This is a genomic window from Jannaschia maritima, from assembly GCF_030973515.1.
Taxonomy (GTDB): domain Bacteria; phylum Pseudomonadota; class Alphaproteobacteria; order Rhodobacterales; family Rhodobacteraceae; genus Jannaschia; species Jannaschia maritima.
Window position 1 is genome coordinate 110,253 of record NZ_JARGZA010000008.1, and the last position, 22,795, is coordinate 133,047.

The window sequence follows — 22,795 nt, forward strand, 5'->3', positions numbered from 1 at the left end:
GAACATCCCGGCTGGCGAACTCTGGGTTATCGGCGTATCCCGGCCCGCCGGGCGCGGGTGCCGTGGGACCTCCGCCCCCGATGCGGTCCGTTCGATTGTCAGCTGGCAATCCCGCCGTCCGCGGGAAGCGTCTCCTCATCTCGGGATGGACATGAGGGCCGGGTGATGCCCTAGCATGCATCCATGCGTGCCGTGTTCCCCGTCGACGTCCGATCCATCCGTTCCAGTTCCGACCGAAACCCGCAGACGGGCAGGCAGGGAACGCGACCGGCCATGACGGTTTCGAAGCCCGGCATCGCTCGGGACCGGGCAGCGTCCTGACGGCGGCCCGGATGCTTTCCCGAAGGCCACGCGCGAAGTACGTCACCGGCGGTCGGATGGAGATAGGCCTGCTGCGTCCACAACAGCAGGACGCCTGGATCGTCCTGGGCGACGTCGGCCTTTGGGCCGTGGCGGACGGGATGGGCGGATGGGATGTCGGCGCGCAGGCCAGCGCGGCGATCGCCGACGCGCTGGCCACCGTTCCGGCCGCCGCCGACATCGTGGCGCTGACCGAGGCGGTGGAGGACCGGCTGGGTCAGGCCAACGCCGCGATCTGGGACCGGACGGTGCGTGGCGCGAGGGCGGGGGCGACGGTGGCGGTGCTGCTGGCGCGTGGCGACGGGGCGCGGGTGATCTGGTCTGGGGATTCGCGGGTCTATCGCCTGCGGGGCGGCGTCCTGTCGCGCATGACCCGCGACCATTCGGAGGTGAACGACCTGCTGGACCGCGGCACCATCACGCGGGCGGAAGCCGAGCGCTATCCCGAGGATCGCGTGCTGACCCGTGCCATCGGCACGGCCCCCCGCGCGGAGTTGGAGGTGCGGGGCGTGGACATCGCCGCGGGCGACGTTTGGCTGGTCTGCACGGACGGGCTGACCACGCACCTGACGGATCGCGACATCGAAGCGATCCTGGCGGAGGCGCGCGCGCCGCAGGCAGCCTGCGACGCGCTGGTCGATCTGGCCCTGGCGCGGGGCGGCCGCGACAACGTCACCGCGATCGCGGTCGAGGCGCAGGACGCGGCGCCTCTGTCGTTCGCGCGTTCGATCGCGGAGCGGCTGCGCCAGGGCTGACGCGGCGATGGGGCGGGGCCGTGCCCCTGCGTCCCGATCCTCGGGGATCGGTCCGACGGTCGCGTTGACCCCCGGGCCCGCGGATGCCACGCTGCGGCGATCTGGGAGGATACCACCATGAGAACGCAGACCCTTTCCGTCCTGCTCGGCGCGGCGCTGGCCCTGCCCGCCGCGGCGCAGGACTTCCCCGAACGCCCGATCAACCTGGTCGCCCCCTTCAACGCCGGCGGCGGCACGGACCTGCTGCTGCGCGGCCTGGCCCCCCACTTCGCGGAGGCCATCGGCGGCGACGTGTTCGTGTCGAACATGGCGGGCGGGTCCGGCACGGTCGCGGCCAGCGCGCTGCAGGGGCAGCGGCCGGACGGGTACCAGTTGGGATACTTCTCCGTCACGGTCAGCACGATCCAGCCCCAGATCAAGAACGTCCCCTACGGCGTGGATAGCTGGACGCCGATCTGCTCGGTCGCCGCGAGCCCGTCGATGCTGTTCGTGAACGCGGACAGTCCGTTCCAAACGATGGACGACGTGGTGGAGGCGGTGAACGCGGCTCCGGGCGAGTACGTCTATGGATCCTCCGGCCCGGGGGCGATGACGCACCTGACCACGGTGGCGGCCTTCGCGGGCCTGGGCATCCTGGACAAGATGAAGCACCTGCCGTTCCAAGGCTCCGGCCCCGCGATCAAGGAGCTGACGGCGGGCAACATCCAGTTCTTCGGCGACACGGAGGTCCTGATGCAGCGCGGCGACTTTCGCCCCCTGGTCGTGTTCAACAGCGAACGGCTGGAGAACTATCCCGACGTGCCCACCGCCACGGAGGTCGGCATCGAGGCGCCCTTGAACGAGCTGTACCTATGGGGCGGCCTGTTCGCGCCCGCGGGCCTGGACGAGGATCTGGCCGACATCCTGGAGGAAGCCTGCGAGGTGGCGGTGAACAGCGAAGGCTTCGCCGAGTTCGCCGAAAGCTCGGGCACCGTCATCCGGTATCGCGGCCGCGAGGAGTTCGACGCCTTCTTCCGCGACCAGTACGAGGCGAACCAGGTCCTGATCGACGCGGCCGGCCTGTGACGGCACCCGCGTGAGGGCCGCGGCCTCCGAACGGGTGCTGGTGCTGCTGGCGCTTCTGATCGTGGCGGTGGCCCTGTTCGCGTCGACGTTCGGCCAAACGTTCAGCGGGGGCGGGGACGTGGCGCAGCAGCCGATGTTCTTCCCCCGCATCGTCCTGGGGCTGTGGGCCGCGCTTGCGCTGGCCGCGCTGGTCCAAGCGGTCCTGGCGGGGGAGGGGGTGGCCCCGATCGCCAGCTGGACCCGCATCGGCGTCGTGCTGCTGGCGATCGTCGTCTATGCCAACGCCATCGCGTGGGAAGGGTTCTTCGTCCCCTCCGTCGTCTTCGCGCTGGTCTGCCTGCCCGCCTTCGGGATCCGCAACCCCCTGGTCGTCGCGGCCTTCGCGGTGGCGGTGCCGGGCGCGCTGGTGGCCTTGTTCAACCACGGGCTGGGCATGCCGCTGCCGACGTCCCGGTTCACGTACCTGTTCTAGGCGATGATCGAATCCCTTCCCGCCGCCCTGGCGATCCTGTTCGGCCTGGAAGGGATCCTGGTCTTGGTTCTGGGCACCGTGCTGGGGATCGTCCTGGGGGCGATGCCGGGGATCGGGTCCACGGTCGCGGTGGCCATCGTCCTGCCGTTCACGCTGACGATGGGGCAGGCACCGGCGATCCTGCTGCTGCTCGCCGTCTATGCGGGCTCCGTCTATGGCGGGTCGATCGCGGCCATCCTGATCAACACGCCCGGAACCCCGCAATCGGCCGCGACCTGCCTGGACGGCTACCCCATGGCGCAGCGGGGCGAGGCGGGGCTGGCGCTGGGATGGGCCACGGTGGCGTCCGTCGCGGGCGGCCTGGTGTCGGCGGTGGTGCTGATCTTCCTGGCCCCGCAACTGGCCGCCTTCGCGCTGGAGTTCGGGCCGATCGAGACCTTCGCCCTGATCCTCCTGGGCATGACCTGCATCGTGTCGGTATCCACGGGGTCGGTGGTGAAGGGGCTGCTGGCGGGGACGATCGGCATCTTCCTGTCCACGGTGGGCGGCGATCCGATCCTGGGCGAGATGCGGTTCACCTTCGGGCAGTGGCAGCTGTTCGCGGGCTTCAACCTGCTCGCCGTCGTGATCGGCGTCTTCGCCCTGTCGGAGGTGCTGATCCGCGCCGCGGGTCCCATCACCCGCGTGTCGGAGCTGATCGACTTCCGCGGCGTGCGCCTGCCCACCCGGGCGATGTGGCGCGGGCGGCTGGGGAACCTGGGCAAGTCGGTCGCCATCGGCAACGTGATCGGCGTCCTGCCGGGCACGGGGGCGGCGACGGCGGCGTTCATCAGCTATGCCGAAGGGCGGCGGTCCTCGCCCAACCGCGACGCCTTCGGCACCGGCGAGCCCGACGGCATCGTGTCGTCGGAGGCGGCGAACAACGCCGTCACCGGGGGGGCGCTGGTGCCCACGATGGCGCTGGGGATCCCGGGCGACGCCATCACCGCGGTGATGCTGGCCACCCTGACGCTGCACGGCATCACGCCGGGGCCCCGGCTGGTGGAGGACGACCCCGTGCTGATCGCGGCGATCTTCGCGGGCTTCTTCGTCATCAACCTGCTGCTGCTGCCGCTGGGGATGCTGCTGTCGCGCGTGGCCGCCCCCATCCTGCGCGTGCGCGAGGCGTTCATGATGACCGCGATCGTGCTGCTATGCGCGGTGGGGATCTACTTCGTGCGGGGCAATACGTTCGACCTGCTGGTGATGGGGGCGGCCGGGGTGTTCGGCTTCGTCCTGCGGCGGCAGGGCTTTCCGATGGCGCCGCTGGTGATCGGCATGGTCCTGGGCCCCACGCTGGAACTGACGCTGCGGCAGGGGCTGATTCTAACGGATGGCAGCTTCCCGGCGTTCTTTACGGGCCATCCGATCGCGCTGGTGCTGGGGATCGTGGCCGTCGTGGCGCTGGCGGTCCCGATGGTCCGGGCGGGGCTGGCGCGCAGGAGGGGGACGGCATGACGGCGATCCTGGGTTGCATCGCGGACGACTTCACGGGGGCCACTGACCTGGCGGGCCTGCTGGCACGGTCGGGGGCGAAGGTGTCGCTGCGGATCGGCGTGCCGGACGGGCCGTCCGCCGATCCGGCCCCGTTCGAGGTGATCGCCCTCAAGATCCGCACGGCGCCCGCCCCCGACGCGGTAGCACAGGCGCGCGCCGCGCTGGCCTGGTTGCGGCGCGCCGGGGCGGAGCGGTTCTTCTGGAAGTATTGCAGCACGTTCGACAGCACGGCCCACGGCAACATCGGCCCGGTGGCGGAGGCGCTGTTGGACGATCTGGGTGCGGCCCAGACGATATACGCCCCCGCCTTTCCGGAGAACGGGCGCCGGGTCTTCATGGGCACCCTGTTCGTGGGGCGGCAGCCCTTGGCGGAAAGCCCGATGCGGGACCACCCGCTGACGCCCATGCGCGACAGCGACCTGACGCGCCTGCTGACCCCGCAGGTGACGCAAGGGGTGGGGCTGGTGGACCGGCCGACCGTCGCGCGGGGCCCCGACGCCGTCGCGGGGGCGCTGGCGGACCTGGCGGGGCAGGGGGCGGCCCACGTCGTGATGGACGCCGTCACGGACGAGGACCTGCGCGCGATCGCCACCGCCTGCCGGGACATGGCGCTGCTGACGGGGGGGTCGGCGCTGGCGATGCCCTTGCCCGACCTCTACCGCGCGGACGGTCTGCTGGACCGCGACCGCGCGCCCGCGCCCGGGGCGGGGGTCGGCGGCGGAACGGTCGTGCTGTCGGGAAGCTGCTCGGCCATGACGAACGCGCAGGTGGCCGCCCATCGCGACGGCGGCGCGCCGTCCTATCGGCTGGATCCCCTGGCGCTGGCGGGGGACGGGGCCGGCCCTGCGCTGGACTGGCTGGCGGCGCAGGATCTGACGCGTGCGCCGCTGATCTACGCCACCGCCCCGCCCGACGCGGTGCGCGCGGCGCAGGACCGTTTGGGCGCCGCGGAGGCGGGCGCCCTGGTCGAGGCCGCGCTGGCCGCCTGCGCGGTCGCGGCCCGCGACGCGGGCGCGGGCCGGTTCGTGGTCGCGGGCGGCGAAACGTCGGGCGCGGTCACGCAGGCCCTGGGGGTCACGCGCCTGGACATCGGCCCGGAGATCGCCCCCGGCGTGCCCTGGACCTTCTGCGACAGCGGGGGCCGGCGGATCGCGCTCGCGCTCAAGTCCGGCAACTTCGGGGCGGAAACGTTCTTCGCCGACGCGCAGGCGACCTCGTGACCGCCGAGGCCCGGTTGCGCGAATCGATCTGCCTGCTGGCGAAGTCGATGTTCGACCGCGGCCTGACGGGCGGCAGCACGGGCAACCTGAGCGCCCGCACAGAGGACGGCGGCCTGCTGGTCAGCCCGACGGGCACCAGCTTCGGGCGGCTGGATCCGGGGCGGCTGTCGCGCTTCGACGCGGGCGGGACCCACGTCGCGGGCGACCCCCCGACCAAGGAGATGCCGCTGCACGCCGCGTTCTACGACACCCGCGCGTCGGCGGGCGCGGTGGTGCATCTGCATTCGTGCCACTCGGTCGCCTGGTCCATGATGCCGGACGCGGATGCCGACGACCTTCTGCCGCCGCTGACGCCCTACGGCATCATGAAGGTGGGGCGCGTGAAGCTCCTTCCGTTCTTCCTTCCGGGCGATCCTGAGATGGGCGAGGCCGTGCGCGGCCTGGCTGGTCGGCGGTCCGCGGTGATGCTGGCCAACCACGGCCCCGTGGTCGCCGGCGCCGACGTGGAGGCCGCCTGCAACGCCGTGGAGGAGTTGGAGGACACCGCGCGCCTGGCCCTGCTGACGCGCGGCCTGTCGCCCCGGATGCTGGATGCCGCGCAGGTCCGCGCGGTGGTGGACCGCTTCGACGTCGAATGGGACGGCTGACCGCCGCGTCGGGCGCGCGCCGGTAACCTCCTGTTGGGATCTCGCCGCTAGGTCGGGCGACGCGGCGATGCGCGCTGACCGGTTGGCATGACACGCCGCCCGCCCTGCGGGAGAGGCCGATGAAGACGTTGAACATGGTCCGCGGCAGCATCGCGGTGAAGCTTGCGCTGTCCGTCCTGGGCATGGCGGCGATGACGGCCGCGGCGATCGCCGTGTCGTTCGCGACCGTCCGCGACCTCACCGGCGCGCTGGAACGGTTCCAGGCCACCGACCTGCCCGAGCTGCACGCCGGCACGGCGGTGTCCCACCACGCGGGCCTGCTGACGCAACGGCTGAACTACATCATCCTGGCCTCGACGGTCGAAACGCTGGACGCGGCGGTGGAGGAGGCGCTCGCGGTGTCCGAAGGCTTGGCGGACCGCATCGCCCGTCTGCCCCGGCCCGCGCCCGACCTCCTGGAGATGCACGCCCGCGCGGAAGCGTCCCTGCTGGAGATGCGCGACGTCCGCGCCGAGATGTTCCTCGCCCGCGATCAGCGCGACGACAGCCTGCGACGGTTCGGCCTGCACGTCGCCGAGGCGCAAAGGCAGATCGAGGTCCTGGTCGACGACACGGACGTCCTGCAGACGTCGCAGGGCCGCCGCGACGCGCGGCAGATCCGATCGACCTTCGAGGAGGTCGTGGTCGACGAGTTCGAGATGATGGAGGCGATCCAGTCCGCTCGGGGGCGGGCCGCCGCGCTGGTGGCGTATGTCACCGCCCGGATGAGCGTCCAGGAACCGGACCTGCGGGCGGAGGCGGACGCGGCGATCGAACGCACGATCGCGGAGTTGGAGACGTCGATCGCGGCGCTCGAGGCACAGCCGGGCCTGGTCGTATTTGCGCCGCCGTTGCGCGACCTGATCGACCATGCCGCCGCCGAGCGGATGTCGGGCTACCGCGGGGGCGATGCGTTCCGCGCCGACATCCTGTCGATCCTGGCGGGAGCGGAGGTCAGGCTTGGGGATGCGGTCCGCGGGGTCGCCGGGCTGATGAACGGCCGGATCGGTCGGACGTCGGACAAGAACGAGGCGCGCATCCGCGAGCTGGTGAACAGCGGCGTCGTGGCGATGCACGACGTGACGATGCTGGAACGGCGGCTCCAGAGCACGTTCGCACTGGCGCTTCGCGCGGGTCAGGCCGGCGACGCCGTGGCGCTGCGCGATCTGCGCGGCGCGATGACCGCCGAACTGAAGGCGCTGAACGACCATATCGTCGAAATGGGCGAGACGCCGGTCCTCGGCGGAACGGCCCGCATGCTGCGGTCGCTGGCGATCGGCCCGCAGGGCGTGATCCCGTCGCGCGCGACCGAACTGCTCAGCGATGCCCGCGCGGCGCAGGTCTCGGCGGAGGCCACGACCGTCCTGACGGAGATGGGCGCGGTCGCGGACGCGATCGGCAGGGGCGCCACCGACCGGATCGTCACGCAAAGCGACGCCCTGGTGTCGCAGGCGAACGCGATGGCCCCGAAGATGCGTGCGATCGTGCTGGCCAGCGTGGCGATCATGGCCATGGCCGCGGTCATCGGATGGTTCTGGATCGTGAAGCCCCTCCTGCGTCTGTCGCGGGTGACCGAGCGCATGGCCGACGGCGACCTTGCGGAAGTGCGCGGCTTCGGCACCACGGGCGAGATCGGGCGCATCGCCACCGCGCTCGACGTGTTCCGCGACGGTCTGATCGAACGCGCTCGGATGCAAAGGGAGGAGCGCGAGCGCGAGGCCGCGGAGCGCGAAGCGGAGCGCCAGGCCGAGCAGGACGCGCAGGCTCGGGAGGAGGCGGCCCGCGCCGCCGCGCTGGAGCGCGAGCAGGCCGAGCAGGCGCGCGAGGCCGCCGAGATCGCGGAGCGCGAACGCCTGCGCGACGAGGCGGAGGCCACGCGCGCCGCGCACGCCGCGGAGCAGGATCGGATCGTCGGCACCTTGGCCCGATCGCTGGGACGGCTGGCGCAGGGCGACATGGGCGTCGCGATCGCGGATCCGTTCCCCGAGGCCTACGAGCCGCTGCGCCACGACTTCAACAGCGCTGTCCGCGCGCTGTCCGACCTGATCGCGGCGCTGACCGCCAGCGCCAACGCCGTGGACCACACGTCCGGCGAGGTGGCGGCCTCGGCGTCCGAGATCTCGCGCCGGACGGAGCTGGGCGCATCCACCCTGGAGGAGACGGCCCGTTCCATCGGGGTGCTGGCGGAATCGGCGCGCGGATCCGCGACGCGGGCGGAGGAGGCCGACCGGATCGTGCGCCTGGCCCGGGACCACGCGGAGCGCAGCCGCCGCGTCGTGCTGGATGCGGTGACGTCGATGACCGACATCGAGGCGTCGTCGCGATCCATCAGCCGGATCGTGGATCTGATCGAGGACATCGCGTTCCAAACGAACCTGCTCGCGCTGAACGCGGGCGTGGAGGCGGCCCGCGCGGGCGAGCAGGGGCGTGGCTTCGCCGTGGTGGCGACCGAGGTCCGGTCGCTCGCGGGGCGGTCGTCCGACGCCGCGCGCGAGATCGCGGAACTGATCGGAACGACGAACGGCCAGATCACCACCGGCGTCACCCAGGTATCGGAGGCGGGCGACGCCCTGTCGGGAATCATCGATTCCGTCACCTCCATCAGCACGGAGGTGGAGGCCATCGCGGCGGCGTCCCAGGCGCAGTCGAAGAACATCGGCGAGATCAGCCGCGCCATCGACGAGCTGGACCAGGCGACGCAGCACAACGCCGCCGTCAGCGAGGAGACCGCCGCCGCGGGCATCGCTCTGACGAAGGAATCGCGCCGCCTGGCGGAGATCGCGGGCCGGTTTCACGTGAGCGGCTTGGAGCCGGGGACCGAGGCGCGCGCGGCCTGACGGGCGCCCGGGTTGCCATCGCCCGCGCCCTGTCGTCCTGTGGGGGGGACCCCCGCCATCATGGATACGGGACCCCATGGCCGAGCCCACGCAGATGCACCGCGAGGTGCGCGAGATCCCCGATGCCGTCGACCGCCTCCTGAGCCGGGGCGCGCCCGCGATCGCCGCCGCCGCCGCCGCCATCCGCGACCTCGACCCGCCCTTCCTGTTGTCGGTCGCTCGGGGGTCTTCGGACCACGCCTGCACGTTCCTGAAATATGCGTCCGAGCTGATCCTGCGACGGCCGGTGGCCTCGGTCGGACCGTCCGTGACCTCCGTCTATGGCGTCGATCTGCGATGCCGGGGGGCGGTGGCGCTGGCGGTATCGCAATCGGGGGCCAGCCCCGACATCGTGCGGATGACCGCGTCGCTGGAACGGGGCGGGGCGCACACGGTCGCGTTGACGAACGACCCCGGCTCCGACCTCGCCGCCGCGGCCCGGACGGTCCTGCCGATCCATGCCGGCCCGGAAACGAGCGTCGCGGCCACGAAGACCTTCGTCACCTCCGCGGTGGCGGGCCTTTGGCTGGTGGCGGAGGTGGCGGGGGACGCGGGCCTGCTGGACGCGATCGCGGCGCTGCCCCGTCGCCTGGAGGACGCGACGCGGTGCGACTGGGGCGAGGCGGCGGCGGCGGTTGACGGGCGGTCGCTGTTCACCATCGGACGCGGACCGTCCTGGGCCATCGCCAACGAGGCCGCCCTGAAGTTCAAGGAGACCTGCCGGATCCATGCCGAGAGCTATTCCTCGGCGGAGGTCCTGCACGGCCCCGTCTCGATCGTGGGCGACGGCTTTCCCGTGATCGCCTTCGCGGCCGCGGACGCCGCCGAGGCGGACGTGGCGCGCGTAGCGGACGGGCTGGTCGACAAGGGTGCGCGCGCGTTCGCGACGACGGCCCGCGCGACCCGCGCGACGGTGCTGCCGCATGTCCGCACGGGGCACGGCCTAACCGATCCGATCGCGGCCGTGGTGTCGTTCTACGCCATGGTGGAAACGGTGGCCCGCGCGCGCGGCATCGATCCGGACCGCCCCCGTTACCTGCGCAAGGTGACGGCGACCGTATGACCGCGCCGCTGGCCTTCGCGGGCGGGCGCGTCTTCGACGGAGCGGCGCTGCACGACGGCCCCTGCGCCCGGTTCGAGGGCGGCACGTTCCACGGTTTGGCCGATGCCCCGCGCACGGGGGACCGGGTGGTCGATCTGGGGGGCGACGTGCTGTCGCCCGGCTATGTCGACCTGCAGGTCAACGGCGGCGGCGGCGTCATGCTGAACGCGGACCCGTCCGCCGCGGCGCTGGCCCGCATCGCGCGGGCCCACCGGACGATGGGAACGGTCCGCATCCTGCCCACGCTGATTACCGACACCCCGGCGGCGACGGCGGCGGCCATCGATGCGACCCGGGCCGCGATGGCCGAGGGCGTCTCGGGCATCGCCGGGCTGCACCTGGAAGGCCCCCATCTGTCGATCGCGCGGAAGGGGGCGCACGACGAGGGCCTTATCCGTCCGATGACCGACGCCGATCTGGCCGTCCTGCTGCGAGCCAAGCGGGACCTGCCCGTCCTGAAGGTCACGGTCGCGCCGGAGGGCGTGACGCCCGACCAGACCCGCGCCATGGCCCACGCGGGCATCCTGGTGTCCCTGGGGCACACGGACGCGCCGTTCGAGGATTGCATCGCCCACGTGGCCGCGGGCGCCCGCTGCGCCACCCATCTGTTCAACGCCATGAGCCAGCTCGGAAGCCGTCGGCCCGGTCTGGTCGGGGCCGCCCTTACGGACGGGCGGCTGTCCGCGGGGTTGATCGCCGATGGGCTCCACGTCCACCCCGCCACGATGCGCGCGGCCTGGGCCGCGAAGGCCGGACCGGGCACGCTGTTCCTGGTCAGCGACGCGATGGCGGTCGCGGGAACCGAGCGGACCGGGTTCGACCTGGGCGGCCGTCCGGTCGAACGGCGGAACGGTGGCCTGCGGCTGGCAGACGGGACGCTGGCCGGCGCGGACCTGGACCTGACCCGTGCCGTGCGCATCCTGGTGGAGCGGGCGGGGGTGCCCTTGGCCGACGCCCTTGCCGCCGCGACGCGCGGTCCCGCCGCCCTCGCCGGGATGGCCGCGGGCCGCTTAGTCCCCGGGCACACCGCCCTGTGCGACGTGATCCGCATCCGGGGGGATCTGTCGGGCCCGGTCCCCGTCCCCTGATCCGCGTCGTCCGGCATGCGGCGTCGGCGTTAATCGCCCCTGTCGGATGGTTAACATTTTCAAAGATCGGGGAACATTGCCGGGCCGAACGGCGCTTCTAGGTGCCAAATGACGTTGATACACGTTGTGTGAACCCATGCTCGATACGTCGATCTGCCCCCCGGGCGCGGACCTCCTGGCCGCGCTCGCCGATGCCGCACGTCCGGAGGATACGGGCCGTCCCATCGACGGCTCCGTCACCCGTCTGCTGGCGTCGGGTGCGGGCGATCTGACCGGGCCCGACCTCGTGCGGGCCCTGATCGCGGTGGCGGAGGCGAACCTCCCGCTCGCCCGGCTGTACGAGGGGCACGTCAACGCGGTGCGCCTGATCCATCTGCTGGGCGGCGACCCGCCGGCGCCCGGCATCCTCCACGGGGTGTGGGGCGCGGACGGCACGGCGCCCGTCGCCGCGCGGGGCCGGCGGCTGTCCGGGGCCAAGCGGTACTGCAGCGGCCTGGGCTCCGTCGCACGCGCGGTCGTCACGGTCGGGCAGGGAGGGGAATGCCGCCTGGCGGTGGTGGACGTGTCGGATGCGGCGCGTCACCGGCCCGGCACCTGGGCCATGCAGGGGATGCGCGCCACCCTGTCGGGGGATTGCGACCTGACGGGGCTGCGGGCGGACTGGCTGGGCGGGCCCGGGGACTATTTCCGCGAGCCGTCGTTCCTGGGCGGCGTGTGGCGCATCGCGGCCTGCCAGGTGGGCGGCACGCTGGGTCTTCTGGGGGCGGCGCGCGACTGGCTGGCGACCCAGGGCCGCCTGGGCGCGGACGCGCAGGTCGCCCGGCTGTCGCCCCTGGTCGCGCGCGCCATGGCCGCCTGCGGGCTGGTCGAGCGCGCCGCCGCGGTGGCGGACGGACCGGCGGGAACGGCCGACCCCGATCGCGCCGTCGCCCTGTCGCTGCAGGCCCGCCTGCTGACGGAGGACCTGGCCCAGGACGCCGTCGCCGGGGTGGAGCGGTCCGTGGGGCTGGCGCATTTCGCCGAAGGCTCGCAGACGGGACGGATCGCGCGGGACCTGGCGACCTATTGCCGCCAGGCCGCGCGCGACGCGTTCGAGCAGCGTGCCGGGACCATCGCGTTGGGGTGGCACGGTCCGCTTTCGGGGCTGTGGCATGGATGACCTGACCTCCCCGCACGGGCCCGTCCTGGTCCTGGCCCCGCATGCGGACGACGAGTCGCTGGGCTGCGGGATGCTGCTGGCCGACCTGTGGTGCGGCGGCGGGCGGGCGCACGTGGCCTGCCTGACCGACGGGGCGGCGTCGCATCCCCGGTCGCGGACCCATCCGCCCGCGCGGCTGGCCGCCATCCGGCGGCACGAGATGCGCGCCGCAATCGCCCGTCTGGGCGGAACGGATCGCGACGTGACCTTCCTGGACCTGCCGGACGCGGGCGCGCACCGCGTCCACGGGCCGGGGCAGGATCCCGCGCGCACCCTGGCCGCGCTGGTCGACCGCCTCGGCGCGGCCGTGCTGGTCGCGCCCTCGCCGCTCGATCCGCATTGCGACCACGACGCGGGCGCGCGGGCGGCGCGGGCGGTGGCGGCGATGCGCCCCGGTCTGCGCCTGCTGCTGTACCCGATCTGGTCGCGCTGGATCGGCGGCGGCACGGCGCCCGTGCCCTGGAACGGGACGCCCCTGCGCTTCGACGCGCCCCGGCACCGCGCCCGCAAGGCGGCGGCCATCGCGGCGCATGCCAGCCAGCGGGGCCGCGTCGTGCGCGACGACCCCGACGGGTTCGCGATGCCGCCCGGCTTCGCGGACCACTTCGTCGCCGGACCGGAACCCTTCTTCGCGGTGGCGTCGTGACGCCCCCCGCCGTCACCGCCGTGCCGCGCGCGCGGCTGGACGACCTCTATGCGCGGACGGACGATCCCTGGGACTTCCGGACGTCGCCCTACGAGATCGGGCGGATGGGGGCCGTCGGCATGGCGCTGCCGCGGGCGCGCTACGTTTCCGCGCTCGAGCTGGGCTGCGGCAACGGCGAGCTGGCCCGCCGCCTGGTGCGGCGCTGCGACGCCTATGTGGGCCTCGACGCCGCGGGGGCCGCGCTCGCGGCGGCGCGGACGGTCCTGCCGGAGGTGCGCTTCGTCCACGCCTTCCTGCCCTGCCCGCTGCCCGCCGGGGACCACGACCTGATCGTCGTGAGCGAGGTGCTCTATTTCCTGGACGAGAAGGGCATCGCCGACCTCGCGCGGCGCGTGCGGGCCCACCGCCGCGCGGACGTGGTCTGTGTCACCTGGCTGGGCGACACGGGCGCGGGGCAGATGCGGGGCCGCGACGCGCTGGCCCTGTTCCTGCGGGGGCTGGGGCGCGACGACGTCGTGACCTACGACCACGGGGCGTTCCGGATCGACGTGGCGGTGCCCCGGTGATCGGCGCGGACCGGCTGGCCGGATCGGACGCCGTGGCCGTGATCCCCGCCCGGGACGAGGCCGCGCGCCTGCCCCGCGCGGTCGCGTCGCTGCGCCGTGCGGGCGTGGCGGTGCTGGTGGTCGCGAACGGCTGCCTGGACGCGACCGCCGCGGTGGCCCGCGACGCGGGCGCGGCGGTGATCGAGCGGCCCGCGCTGCAGGGCGGCGTGGGCGAAGCGCGGCGCATCGGCATGGCCGCCATCCTGGACCGGGCCCCGCGCGCGCGGATCGTCATGACCACCGACGCCGATTGCACGCTGGGCGCGGGCACGATGACGGCCCTGCGGCGCGCGCTGATCCAGGCCGACGCGGTCTTCGGGCGGGTCGAGCCGGACCCGGACGAGTTCGCGGCCCTGCCGCTCCACGTCCGCCGCCACGGCATCCTGGAGGATCGCCACGACGCCCTACTGGCCGAGATCGAGGGCATCGGCGCGGCCCTGGCGTGGGACCCCCCGCGGCGGCACAACCAATCCCCCGGCGCGCTGATCGCGTTCCGGCCCGGGGCCTATGCCGCGACGGGCGGCTTCGTGCCCCTGCGCTGCCACGAGGACCGCACCATGGCCGAGACCCTGGTGGCCCGGGGCCTGCGGGTCGCGCGGCCCTGGGACGCCGCCGTGATCGCGTCCTGTCGCACCACGGGACGCGCGGCGGGCGGCATGGCCGACACCATCGCCCGGCGTGCCGTGTCCGACCTGGACCCCGAGACGACGCGCCTGCGCGACGCCTGCGCCGCGCTCGAAGGGCGCCGCGACGCCCTGCGCGCCGCCGCGACCTGACCTTCCCGACCCCAACACGACAGGAGAAAGACCATGTTCCATCATTCCGCCAAGCTGCAATACGAGGTTCGCGTCGACACGCCGGATCCGGTCTTCGCCAAGTGGCTGCAGCAGGCCATCGGCGGCGTCGAGGGCGAGATCCGCGTCGCCATGCAGTACATGTTCCAGGCCATGGGCGCGCGCGGCGACGCGAAGTATCGCGACATGCTGATGATGACCGCCACGGAGGAGCTGTCCCATATCGAGTTCCTGGGCCACGCCGTCGCCCTGAACCTGGAAGGCGCCCCCCTGGAGGCGCAGGAGGCCGCGTCCCAGGACATGGTCGTGGGCGCCATCATGGGGGGCATGAACCCGCGGCACCTCCTGTCGTCGGGGCTGTCCGCGATGCCGGTCAACTCCAACGGCGTCCCCTTCGACATGTCCCACGTCTATGCATCGGGCAACATCACCGCCGACATGTTCGCCAACGCCATGGCCGAGATGACGGGCCGCACGCTGGCCGGCCGCCTGTACAACATGACGAACGACGCCGGCATGAAGGACATGCTGTCCTTCCTGATCGCGCGGGACACGATGCACCAGCAGCAATGGCTGGCGGTGATCGAGGATCTGGGCGGCATCGAGAAGTGCCTGCCGATCCCCAACTCGATCCCGGAGGACCACGAGAACCTGGAGCATTCGTACTACTTCCTGAACACGTCGATCGACGAGCCGACGCCGCAGGGCGTGTGGACGAACGGTGGTCGGGCGATGGACGGGCGCGGGACCTATACCGCGAAGGATTCCGCGGCGCCGATGGGCCAGAAGCCCGATCTGGGCAAGGCCCGGCCGAACTCCGCCGCCCAGAAGGAGCAGATGTAGCCCGCATCGCCCCCGCGGTCCGGCCCGCCGTTCCGTGTCATGCTCCCCCCGGGGCGGCGGACGTGGCCGAACCGTTGCAAAGGCGTCGGGCGCGCCATGCGCCGCCCGGATGCGTCCGGATCGGACCGTCGCCTTCGGGGGCGGCGGTCAGTCCAGCCGGAAGCCGATGGACCGGACGTAGCGGCCGAACCCGTCCCGTTCCGGCAGGGCGTATTGCCTGACCTTGTCGTCGGACCAGCCGTAATCGGGCGTCGCGCCGTGCCGCGCCACGTCGCGCTGCACGGCATAGGGTTGGACCGCGCGCCGCGCGGCATCGTACCCGGCGATCGCCTCGCGCAGGCCATCCTCGCGGTAGCGGTCGGCATGGACCGTCGCTGACAAGGGCAGGCGCATCGAGATCGGGGACGCCGCGGCGGGGAAGCCGATCGCCAGCCCCGCGAACGGGAACACGTGGTCCGGCAGGTCCAGCAGGTCCGACACCGCCGCGGCCTCGTTGCGCACGGCGCTGATGGGGCAGCAGCCCAGCCCCATCGCCCGCGCCGCGGCCACGAAGGCGCCGAGCGCGATCGCCGCGTCGCAGGCCGCGTTGAAGAACGCGTCCAGATGGTCGTTGGCGAACGGGACCCCCTGCCATTCGTGCAGCAGGCGCTGCCGACGGTTGTTGCCGCAGAACACGGCCAGCATCGGCGCGTCCGCGACCCAGGCCTGGCCTGATACCAGGGCGGCCAGACGCGCCCGCCGTCCCGGGTCGCGCAGGACCACGATGTCGCGCCCCTGCAGGTCGCTCTTGGACGGGGCCGACAGGGCCGTGGCGCACAGGACGTCCAGCCACGCGTCCGGAACCGGATCGGGGCGGAACGCGCGGCAGGAGGCATGCCCGGCCAGCCGGGCCAGGATGTCCGCGCCGGGCAGGTCGTCCGGGACGTCCGGGGGATCCGCGAAGCGTGCCGCCAGGGAATCCCGCAGATCCGATCCATCCATTCCATGGCCTCCGATACCGTAGCTTACGATCCGTGAAAGGAACCATCGCTTCCCTTAAGCGACCCTTTCAGGCATAGGGTGCCATGGTTTCCCTACCGACGGAAAGAGAGCGCAGGCGATGGCGGTGGATACGCTGAAGGTCACGATCGACAGGGGTGCGGATGCGGGCGCCCGGTCGACGTTCGACGTGCCCGCGTACGGCAACCAGACCGTGCTCGACGTCGTGTCCTGGGTGCAGCAGAACGCGGATCCCACCCTGTCCTACCGCTTCGCCTGCCGGGTGGGGATGTGCGGCTCCTGCGCGATGATGGTCAACGGCGTGCCCCGCTGGACCTGCCGGACCCACATCTCGAAGGTGGTCGAAGACGGCGCCGTCGCCATCGGTCCCCTGCGGAACCTGCCGGTCATAAAGGACCTGGCGGTCGACATGGACCCGTTCTTCGACAAATGGGTCGCCGCCGAAGGCGTCCATCACGGCACCGCCACCCGCGACGACCCCATCGCCCCCGTGGACGAAGGCTCCGCCGCGCGGGTGGAGGCGAACGCGGGCATCGAGTGCATCAACTGCTCCGTCTGCTATGCCGCCTGCGACACGGTTGCCGGCAACCCCGATTACCTTGGTCCCGCGCCGCTCCTGCGCGCCTGGACGCTGTTGAACGACGCGAAGGACGAGGGGCGCCGCGCCATCCTGGAGGCCGTGTCCGGCAAGGGCGGCTGCCACAACTGCCATTCGATGGGATCCTGCACAGCTTACTGCCCCAACGAGCTGGACCCGATGTCCGCCATCGCCGGCCTGAAGCGCGAAACCGCGCGCGCCGCCCTGCCCTGGGGGCGGCGATGATCGGCCTGCGCCTGTACATGGCGCAGCGGATCACCGCGCTGCTGATGGCGCCCTTCGTGCTCGTGCATCTGGGCGTGATGATCTACGCGATCCAGGGCGGGTTGAGCGCGGCGGAGATCCTGGGCCGGACGCAGGGCTCGGTCGTGTGGTTCCTGTTCTACGGGTCGTTCACGCTGGCCGTGGCGATCCATGCGGCCATCGGCCTGCGGGCCATCGCCTACGAATGGGGCGGCCTGAAGGGACCCGCGTTGGAGGTCGGCATGTGGGCCGTGGGTGTGGGGCTGCTGTGTCTGGGGTGGTATTCGGTCTGGGCCGTGACCTACGGGGTCGCCGCATGAGCGTGGCGGCCTACAGGAACCGGGCGCATCCGCTGTGGATCGCCTATCTCGTCCACCGGCTGTCGGGTCTGTTCCTGGCGCTGTTCCTGCCGTTCCACTTCTGGGTCCTGGCGCTGGCGGCCAGCGATCCGGGACGGTTGGACGGGTTCCTGGCCTTCACCGAATACGGGATCGTCAAGGTCGCGGAGTTCGGCCTGGTCTTCGGCCTGGCGGTCCACATGTTCGGCGGCCTGCGCCTCCTGGCGCTGGAATGGCTGCCCTGGTCCGCGCCCCAGAAGACCCTGGCGGCGGGCGCCGCGGCCCTGTCCTTCGGCATCGCCGGGACGTTCCTGATACAGGCGGTATGACCATGCGCGCGCACGACATCGAACGCCACGACACCGACATCCTGATCCTGGGCACCGGCGGCGCGGGCCTGTTCGCAGCCCTCCACGCGCAGCAGACGGCGCCGGTGGGCACGAAGATCACCGTCGCGGTGAAGGGGCTGATCGGCAAGTGCGGCTGCACCCGCATGGTGCAGGGCGGGTACAACGTCGCCCTGGGCGGCGGCGACACGGTGGAACGCCACTTCATGGACACGATCAACGGCGGCAAGTGGCTGCCCGACCAGGACATGGCGTGGCGCCTGTGCGAGCAGGCCGTGGTGCGCATCCGCGAGTTGGAGAACGAGGTTGGCTGCTTCTTCGACCGCAACCCCGACGGCACGCTCCACCAGAAGGCGTTCGCCGGGCAGACCGCCGACCGCACCGTCCACAAGGGCGACCTGACCGGCATCGAGATCATCAACCGCCTGATGGAGAAGGTGCTGGCCTCCGGCGTGGAGCGGATGCAGGAGCACCGCGCCGTGGGCCTGATCCCCACGACGGACGGCAGCGCCCTGGCGGGCGTCCTGATGATCGACATGCGCACGGGGCGTTTCCGCCTGGTGCGCGCGAAGTGCGTGCTGATGGCGACGGGCGGCGGCCCGACCATGTACAAGTACCACACGCCGTCGGGTGACAAGACGATGGACGGCCTGGCCATGGCCCTGCGCGCGGGCCTGTCCTTGCGTGACATGGAAATGGTGCAGTTCCACCCCACGGGCCTGCTGGCCGGCGACCACACCCGCATGACCGGCACGGTGCTGGAGGAGGGACTGCGCGGCGCGGGCGGGCAGCTGATCAACCACGCGGGCAACCGCTTCATGTTCGACTACGACGGCAAGGGCGAGCGTGCGACCCGCGACGTCGTCAGCCGCGGCATCTATGCCGAGATGCGCAAGAACAACCATCCCGATCAGGAAGGCGTGTTCATCTCGATGTCCCATCTGGGGCCGGAGAACGTGCGCCGGAAGTTCAAGGGCATGGTCAAGCGCTGCGCCGACAGCGGGTTCGACCTGGCGGCGGGCAAGGTGGAGGTCGTGCCGACGGCGCATTACTTCATGGGCGGCGTGGTGGTCGACGTCGACACGCGGACGGCGATGGAGGGCCTCTACGTCGCGGGCGAGGATGCGGGCGGCGCGCATGGGTCCAACCGCCTGGGCGGCAACGGGGTCGCCAACTCCACCGTCTATGGCGGGGTGGCGGGCGACACGATGGGCGGCGACGTCCGGTCCATGACCCTGCGCGACCCCGACGAGGGCGCGCTGGACGCCGAACTCGCCCGCGCGATCCACCCCCTGCGCCGCGCCCCCGGCCTGGTCCTGCCCCTCCGCAAGCAACTGCAGGAGGTCATGTGGGAGGAGGTCGGCGTCATGCGGACCGCATCAGGCATGCGGCGCGGCCTGACGGGCATCGCCGCCGTGTCGGACGCGCTGATGGACACGGGCGTGGACGGATCGAACCTGGCCTTCAACCTGACCTGGCACGACTGGCTGAACCTGCGCAGTCTGTGCGACGTGTCGGAGGTGATCGCGAAGGCGGGCCTGGCGCGCGAGAATTCGCGCGGGGCCCATTTCCGGGAGGACTTCCCGGACGACGGCGGGTTGGAGAACAGCGACTTCACCGTCGCCAGCATGGACGGCGACGCGGTGCGGGTGACGCGGCAGCCCGTGCGGTTTACGATCGTCCGGCCGGGCGAGACCATCCTGCCGGAAACCGAGCCCGAAACGCTGGTGGCCGCCGAATAGGGGAGGCAGGCATGAAGGACGTCGAGACGGACCGGATGCCCGACGTGGAACTCGATTGGAGCGTCGTGCGCCCGGCGAAGATGAACGCCGAGATGATGCGCGCGCTCTTGGACGCGGGGCTGTTGGAAGGGCGGAAGGTCGAACTTCGTCACGGCGAGCTGGTCGAGGCCGAGCCGTCCAAGATCCTGCGAGACGTTCGGATCGATCCCGAACTGCGTCGGCACGGCCTTCATCCCGCTCCGGTGGACGCTGCGATGATGGACGCGTTGATCGATGCGGGCACGCTGAGGGACAGAAGGTACGAATTGATCCAAGGAAGATTCATCGAGATGTCGCCGGGGAAGAATCTTCATGGAACGATCCTCGGCGAAGCGTTCGTCCAGCTCTACAACGGTGCGAAGAACGGCCTTTCCTTAGCGATCGACGTCGCAGTCCGCCTGGATGCCGATACGATTGTCGGTCCAGACATCATCGTCCTTCCGAAGGGCTTATCGAGTGACGACGCTGGAGGGTCCGATGCGTTGCTCATCGTCGAGATCTCGAACTCGACCCTCTCACAGGATATGAAGGCCAAGGCTCGCCTCTACGCCATGCACGGCGTCATCGATTATTGGGTCGTGGACATCCCGAACCGCCTGATCCACGTCCACCGCGACCCCTCCCCCAATGGCTACAACTCCGTCGTCGCGCGACCCTGGACCGAACCCGTCACCGCCCTGAACGCCCCCGACCTGACCCTGTCCCTGCCGGAAGGATTCGGACGATGATCCCCATCTCCCTGATCCAGTCCACCGCCGAGACGTTGATGGACAAGGCCGCCATCGAGATCCCCGCCGACTATCTCGACGGGCTGAAGAAGGCCGCCGCCACCGAGGACGGGGACCTGTCGTCCTTCGTCCTCAAGGCGATGCTCGACAACTACGAGGCCGCGAAGGAGGATCGCCGCGCGATGTGCGGGGACACGGGCGTGCCGCGCTGGTTCGTGAAGCTGGGCAACGAGGCGCAGGTCGAAGGCGGCATGGTCGCCCTGGAGGCCGCGCTCCGCCGTGCGACGGCCAACGCCACCAACGGCGTGCCCCTGCGCCCCAACCGCGTCCACCCCCTGTGGCGGACCGACCACGACAACAACGTGGGCATCGGCGCGCCGGAGATCGAGTATGGGTTCGAACCGGACGGCGCTTGGATCGACCTGATCACGGTCCACAAGGGCGGGCTGTTCGGCACCGACTATCGCATGCTGTTCCCGTCGGACGGGATCGGGGGAATCAAGCGCTTCTACCTCGATTCACTCATGGCGTTCGGCAAGCGCGGCCTGTCCTGCCAGCCCGCCATCATCGGCATCGGCCTGGGCGGCTCGAAGGACATCTCCATGGTGCTGGGCAAGCGGGCATCGGTCCTGCGGGTCGTGGGGTCGCGCAACTCCGACCCCCGGATCGCCGCGATGGAGGACGAGTTCAAGGAACTCGGCAACTCCATCGGCATGGGGGCGATGGGGTTCGTGGGCAAGAACATGGTCATCGATTGCAACATCGAGGTCGGCTATTGCCACACCGGGGGCATGCCGATGTCGGTCCACGCCTTCTGCCTGTCGTCGCGCCGCGCCGTCGCGCGCATCCACGCGGATGGCCGGGTGGAGCACCGCACGGACCCCGACTGGTTCACCGACTATCAGCGTCGCGACACCGTGGAGTGGGAGCCCGCCCGGGTCGCCGCCGAATGAGCGTCCGGGAGATCCGCCTTTCGACCACGCCGTCGGACGAGGACATCGCCAAGCTGCGCCTGGGCGACGTCGTGTACCTGGACGGCTTGATGTACACCGCGCGCGAAGGCGTCTACATGCGCGCCCTGGAGGACAAGGCCAACATCCCGATGGAGCTTCCGTCGCAATCGGCCGCGAACTTCCACTGCTCGCCCGCCGCGCGGATCAACGCGGACGGGTCGTTCGAGATGGGCGCCGTCACCGCCACAGCATCGTTCCGCTTCCGCAAATGGCTGCCCGAATGGATGGAGAAGTCGGGCGCCAAGCTGATCGTCGGCAAGGGCGGCATGTCGTCGGAGGACTACAGGTCCTACTTCGTGCCTAACGGCGCCGTCTATCTGTCCACCGTCGGCTACGGCACCGGCGCGCTGCTGGGGCGTGGGGTCGAGACGGTGGAGGCCGTCCACTGGAACGAGGAACTGGGCCTGGCCCAGGCGATGTGGGTCATCCGCTGCAACAGGATGGGCCCCTTCATCGTGGCCTCCGACCTGAACGGCGACTGCCTGTTCGAGCGCGAGAACGCGAAGATCGCGGAATCGGGGCTGATGCAGGCGGCCTATGCCGACACGAAGCCCGCCGTCCTCAAGCGCTACGGCGAATCCGACGATCGCACGGACGAGGTAATCTAGGCTCCGTTTCCCAGGGCGCGAAGGAACGTGGCGCGCAGGCTGTCGAAGGCGTCCGCGCGCGTCACCAGCACCAGGTCGCGCGACATGTCCACCAGGCCCGGCACGATCAGGTCCGCCGCGCGGTAGCGTTCGATGTCCGGCCCCGGCAGGATCGACCAGCCGAGGCCCTGGCGCACGCATTCCACCGCCGCCTCCACGTTCTCCAGCACCACCGTGCGCGCGGGACGCAGGCCGCGCTCCGCCAGGATCCCCGCGATGACGCGCCCGATCCCGGATTCGGGCTTGAAGTGGAAGAACGGGCGCCCCGGCGAAGCGTTCGCCATCGTGCCCCCCGGGGTGATGACGCGCATCGCCTCGCGCGCCACGACGTCCTCGACCAGACCGGGGTTCGCCGCGTCCGTGCCGGTGACGACCGCCGCGTCCAGCACGCCCGATGCGACCTGCGCGACCAGCCGTTCCGACAGGTCGGACCGCAAGACCACCTCGACCCCCGGCGCGTCCGCCTCCATCCGGGTCAGGAAGCCGGGCAGCATCCGGACGCTGGCCGACGAGATGAACCCGACCGCGAACCGTCCCGCCAAGGGCGCGTCGGGGTCGCAGAGCGCGCGCAGCCGTGCCTCGTCCCGCAGGATCGCACCGCCCATGTCGGCCACCCTCCGCCCGAGCGGCGTCAGGGCGGGCGGACGGACGGAACGGTCGAACAGCGCCGCGCCCAGGTCGCGTTCCAGGTTCGACATCTGCGCCGACAGGGCGGACAGCGTCATGTTCTCCGCCGCGGCGGCCTGGGTGAAGGATCCGATTTCGGCGATGCGACGCAGGGTGCGAAGGGACCGGGTCCGCATATCTCCACCATCCTCGAAGTTGATCTATGAAGGAATACGTTAGGAACGAACT

The 22,795-nt window shown here is 71.5% G+C and carries 23 protein-coding genes; 21 read left to right on the forward strand and 2 right to left on the reverse strand.

The features are described from left to right. Positions 1 to 377: 377 nt before the first annotated feature. From P0084_RS09630 to P0084_RS09695, 14 genes are all read left to right on the forward strand, one after another. Positions 378 to 1,115, forward strand: a complete 738-nt coding sequence (locus tag P0084_RS09630; RefSeq protein WP_308916628.1) for a PP2C family protein-serine/threonine phosphatase — start codon at positions 378 to 380, stop codon at positions 1,113 to 1,115. Between the two features lie 117 nt (positions 1,116 to 1,232). Beyond that, the gene (locus tag P0084_RS09635; protein WP_308916629.1) at positions 1,233 to 2,180 is read left to right on the forward strand and encodes a tripartite tricarboxylate transporter substrate binding protein; all 948 of its coding nucleotides are present in this window, start codon (positions 1,233 to 1,235) and stop codon (positions 2,178 to 2,180) included. A gap of 10 nt (positions 2,181 to 2,190) precedes the next feature. Continuing rightward, complete coding sequence (locus P0084_RS09640) at positions 2,191 to 2,652, forward strand: tripartite tricarboxylate transporter TctB family protein (protein ID WP_308916630.1); 462 nt, start codon at positions 2,191 to 2,193, stop codon at positions 2,650 to 2,652. Between the two features lie 3 nt (positions 2,653 to 2,655). Then, complete coding sequence (locus P0084_RS09645; protein ID WP_308916631.1) at positions 2,656 to 4,149, forward strand: tripartite tricarboxylate transporter permease; 1,494 nt, start codon at positions 2,656 to 2,658, stop codon at positions 4,147 to 4,149. Continuing rightward, positions 4,146 to 5,408 (forward strand): 3-oxo-tetronate kinase, encoded by a 1,263-nt coding sequence (gene otnK, locus P0084_RS09650; protein ID WP_308916632.1) that lies wholly within the window; start codon positions 4,146 to 4,148, stop codon positions 5,406 to 5,408. The genes P0084_RS09645 and otnK overlap by 4 nt, the downstream gene beginning before the upstream one ends. Continuing rightward, complete coding sequence (otnC, locus tag P0084_RS09655; RefSeq protein WP_308916633.1) at positions 5,405 to 6,055, forward strand: 3-oxo-tetronate 4-phosphate decarboxylase; 651 nt, start codon at positions 5,405 to 5,407, stop codon at positions 6,053 to 6,055. The genes otnK and otnC overlap by 4 nt, the downstream gene beginning before the upstream one ends. A gap of 119 nt (positions 6,056 to 6,174) precedes the next feature. Continuing rightward, the gene (locus tag P0084_RS09660; RefSeq protein ID WP_308916634.1) at positions 6,175 to 8,931 is read left to right on the forward strand and encodes a HAMP domain-containing methyl-accepting chemotaxis protein; all 2,757 of its coding nucleotides are present in this window, start codon (positions 6,175 to 6,177) and stop codon (positions 8,929 to 8,931) included. A gap of 76 nt (positions 8,932 to 9,007) precedes the next feature. Continuing rightward, positions 9,008 to 10,033, forward strand: coding sequence for an SIS domain-containing protein (locus P0084_RS09665; RefSeq protein ID WP_308916635.1), 1,026 nt, complete (start codon positions 9,008 to 9,010; stop codon positions 10,031 to 10,033). Then, complete coding sequence (gene nagA, locus P0084_RS09670; RefSeq protein ID WP_308916636.1) at positions 10,030 to 11,160, forward strand: N-acetylglucosamine-6-phosphate deacetylase; 1,131 nt, start codon at positions 10,030 to 10,032, stop codon at positions 11,158 to 11,160. Before P0084_RS09665 ends, nagA begins: the two co-directional genes overlap by 4 nt. A gap of 136 nt (positions 11,161 to 11,296) precedes the next feature. Beyond that, positions 11,297 to 12,319, forward strand: a complete 1,023-nt coding sequence (locus tag P0084_RS09675; RefSeq protein ID WP_308916637.1) for an acyl-CoA dehydrogenase — start codon at positions 11,297 to 11,299, stop codon at positions 12,317 to 12,319. Continuing rightward, positions 12,312 to 13,004 (forward strand): PIG-L deacetylase family protein, encoded by a 693-nt coding sequence (locus P0084_RS09680; protein WP_308916638.1) that lies wholly within the window; start codon positions 12,312 to 12,314, stop codon positions 13,002 to 13,004. Before P0084_RS09675 ends, P0084_RS09680 begins: the two co-directional genes overlap by 8 nt. Beyond that, a complete protein-coding gene (locus P0084_RS09685; protein WP_308916639.1) occupies positions 13,001 to 13,570 on the forward strand; it encodes a methyltransferase domain-containing protein in 570 nt (189 codons plus the stop codon). Before P0084_RS09680 ends, P0084_RS09685 begins: the two co-directional genes overlap by 4 nt. Next, complete coding sequence (locus P0084_RS09690; RefSeq protein ID WP_308916640.1) at positions 13,567 to 14,385, forward strand: glycosyltransferase; 819 nt, start codon at positions 13,567 to 13,569, stop codon at positions 14,383 to 14,385. The genes P0084_RS09685 and P0084_RS09690 overlap by 4 nt, the downstream gene beginning before the upstream one ends. Before the next feature lie 33 nt (positions 14,386 to 14,418). Beyond that, complete coding sequence (locus P0084_RS09695; protein ID WP_308916641.1) at positions 14,419 to 15,246, forward strand: manganese catalase family protein; 828 nt, start codon at positions 14,419 to 14,421, stop codon at positions 15,244 to 15,246. Positions 15,247 to 15,393: 147 nt separating this feature from the next. Here P0084_RS09695 and P0084_RS09700 read toward each other — a convergent pair whose 3' ends face one another. Continuing rightward, positions 15,394 to 16,227, reverse strand: coding sequence for a nitroreductase family protein (locus P0084_RS09700; protein ID WP_308916642.1), 834 nt, complete (start codon positions 16,225 to 16,227; stop codon positions 15,394 to 15,396). 118 nt (positions 16,228 to 16,345) lie between these two features. Here P0084_RS09700 and P0084_RS09705 point away from each other — a divergent pair, with 118 nt between their 5' ends. The 7 genes from P0084_RS09705 to P0084_RS09735 are packed head-to-tail and all read left to right on the forward strand — an operon-like array spanning position 16,346 to position 21,901. After that, positions 16,346 to 17,068: a succinate dehydrogenase/fumarate reductase iron-sulfur subunit gene (locus P0084_RS09705; protein ID WP_308916643.1), complete on the forward strand. Its 723-nt coding sequence runs from the start codon at positions 16,346 to 16,348 to the stop codon at positions 17,066 to 17,068. Further along, positions 17,065 to 17,406: a succinate dehydrogenase/fumarate reductase transmembrane subunit gene (locus P0084_RS09710; RefSeq protein ID WP_308916644.1), complete on the forward strand. Its 342-nt coding sequence runs from the start codon at positions 17,065 to 17,067 to the stop codon at positions 17,404 to 17,406. Before P0084_RS09705 ends, P0084_RS09710 begins: the two co-directional genes overlap by 4 nt. A gap of 2 nt (positions 17,407 to 17,408) precedes the next feature. Beyond that, positions 17,409 to 17,753 carry a succinate dehydrogenase/fumarate reductase transmembrane subunit gene (locus P0084_RS09715; protein ID WP_308916690.1) on the forward strand — a complete coding sequence of 115 codons (345 nt, stop codon included), beginning with the start codon at positions 17,409 to 17,411 and terminating at the stop codon, positions 17,751 to 17,753. Positions 17,754 to 17,755: 2 nt separating this feature from the next. After that, positions 17,756 to 19,513, forward strand: a complete 1,758-nt coding sequence (locus P0084_RS09720; RefSeq protein ID WP_308916645.1) for an L-aspartate oxidase — start codon at positions 17,756 to 17,758, stop codon at positions 19,511 to 19,513. Positions 19,514 to 19,524: 11 nt separating this feature from the next. Continuing rightward, positions 19,525 to 20,280: a Uma2 family endonuclease gene (locus P0084_RS09725; RefSeq protein ID WP_308916646.1), complete on the forward strand. Its 756-nt coding sequence runs from the start codon at positions 19,525 to 19,527 to the stop codon at positions 20,278 to 20,280. Further along, a complete protein-coding gene (locus P0084_RS09730; protein WP_308916647.1) occupies positions 20,277 to 21,233 on the forward strand; it encodes a fumarate hydratase in 957 nt (318 codons plus the stop codon). The genes P0084_RS09725 and P0084_RS09730 overlap by 4 nt, the downstream gene beginning before the upstream one ends. Continuing rightward, a complete protein-coding gene (locus P0084_RS09735) occupies positions 21,230 to 21,901 on the forward strand; it encodes a fumarate hydratase C-terminal domain-containing protein (protein ID WP_308916648.1) in 672 nt (223 codons plus the stop codon). The genes P0084_RS09730 and P0084_RS09735 overlap by 4 nt, the downstream gene beginning before the upstream one ends. Here the strand turns inward: P0084_RS09735 and P0084_RS09740 are convergent. Then, positions 21,898 to 22,743: a LysR family transcriptional regulator gene (locus P0084_RS09740; protein ID WP_308916649.1), complete on the reverse strand. Its 846-nt coding sequence runs from the start codon at positions 22,741 to 22,743 to the stop codon at positions 21,898 to 21,900. The two genes, P0084_RS09735 and P0084_RS09740, sit on opposite strands and share 4 nt — an antisense overlap. Positions 22,744 to 22,795 lie beyond the last annotated feature (52 nt).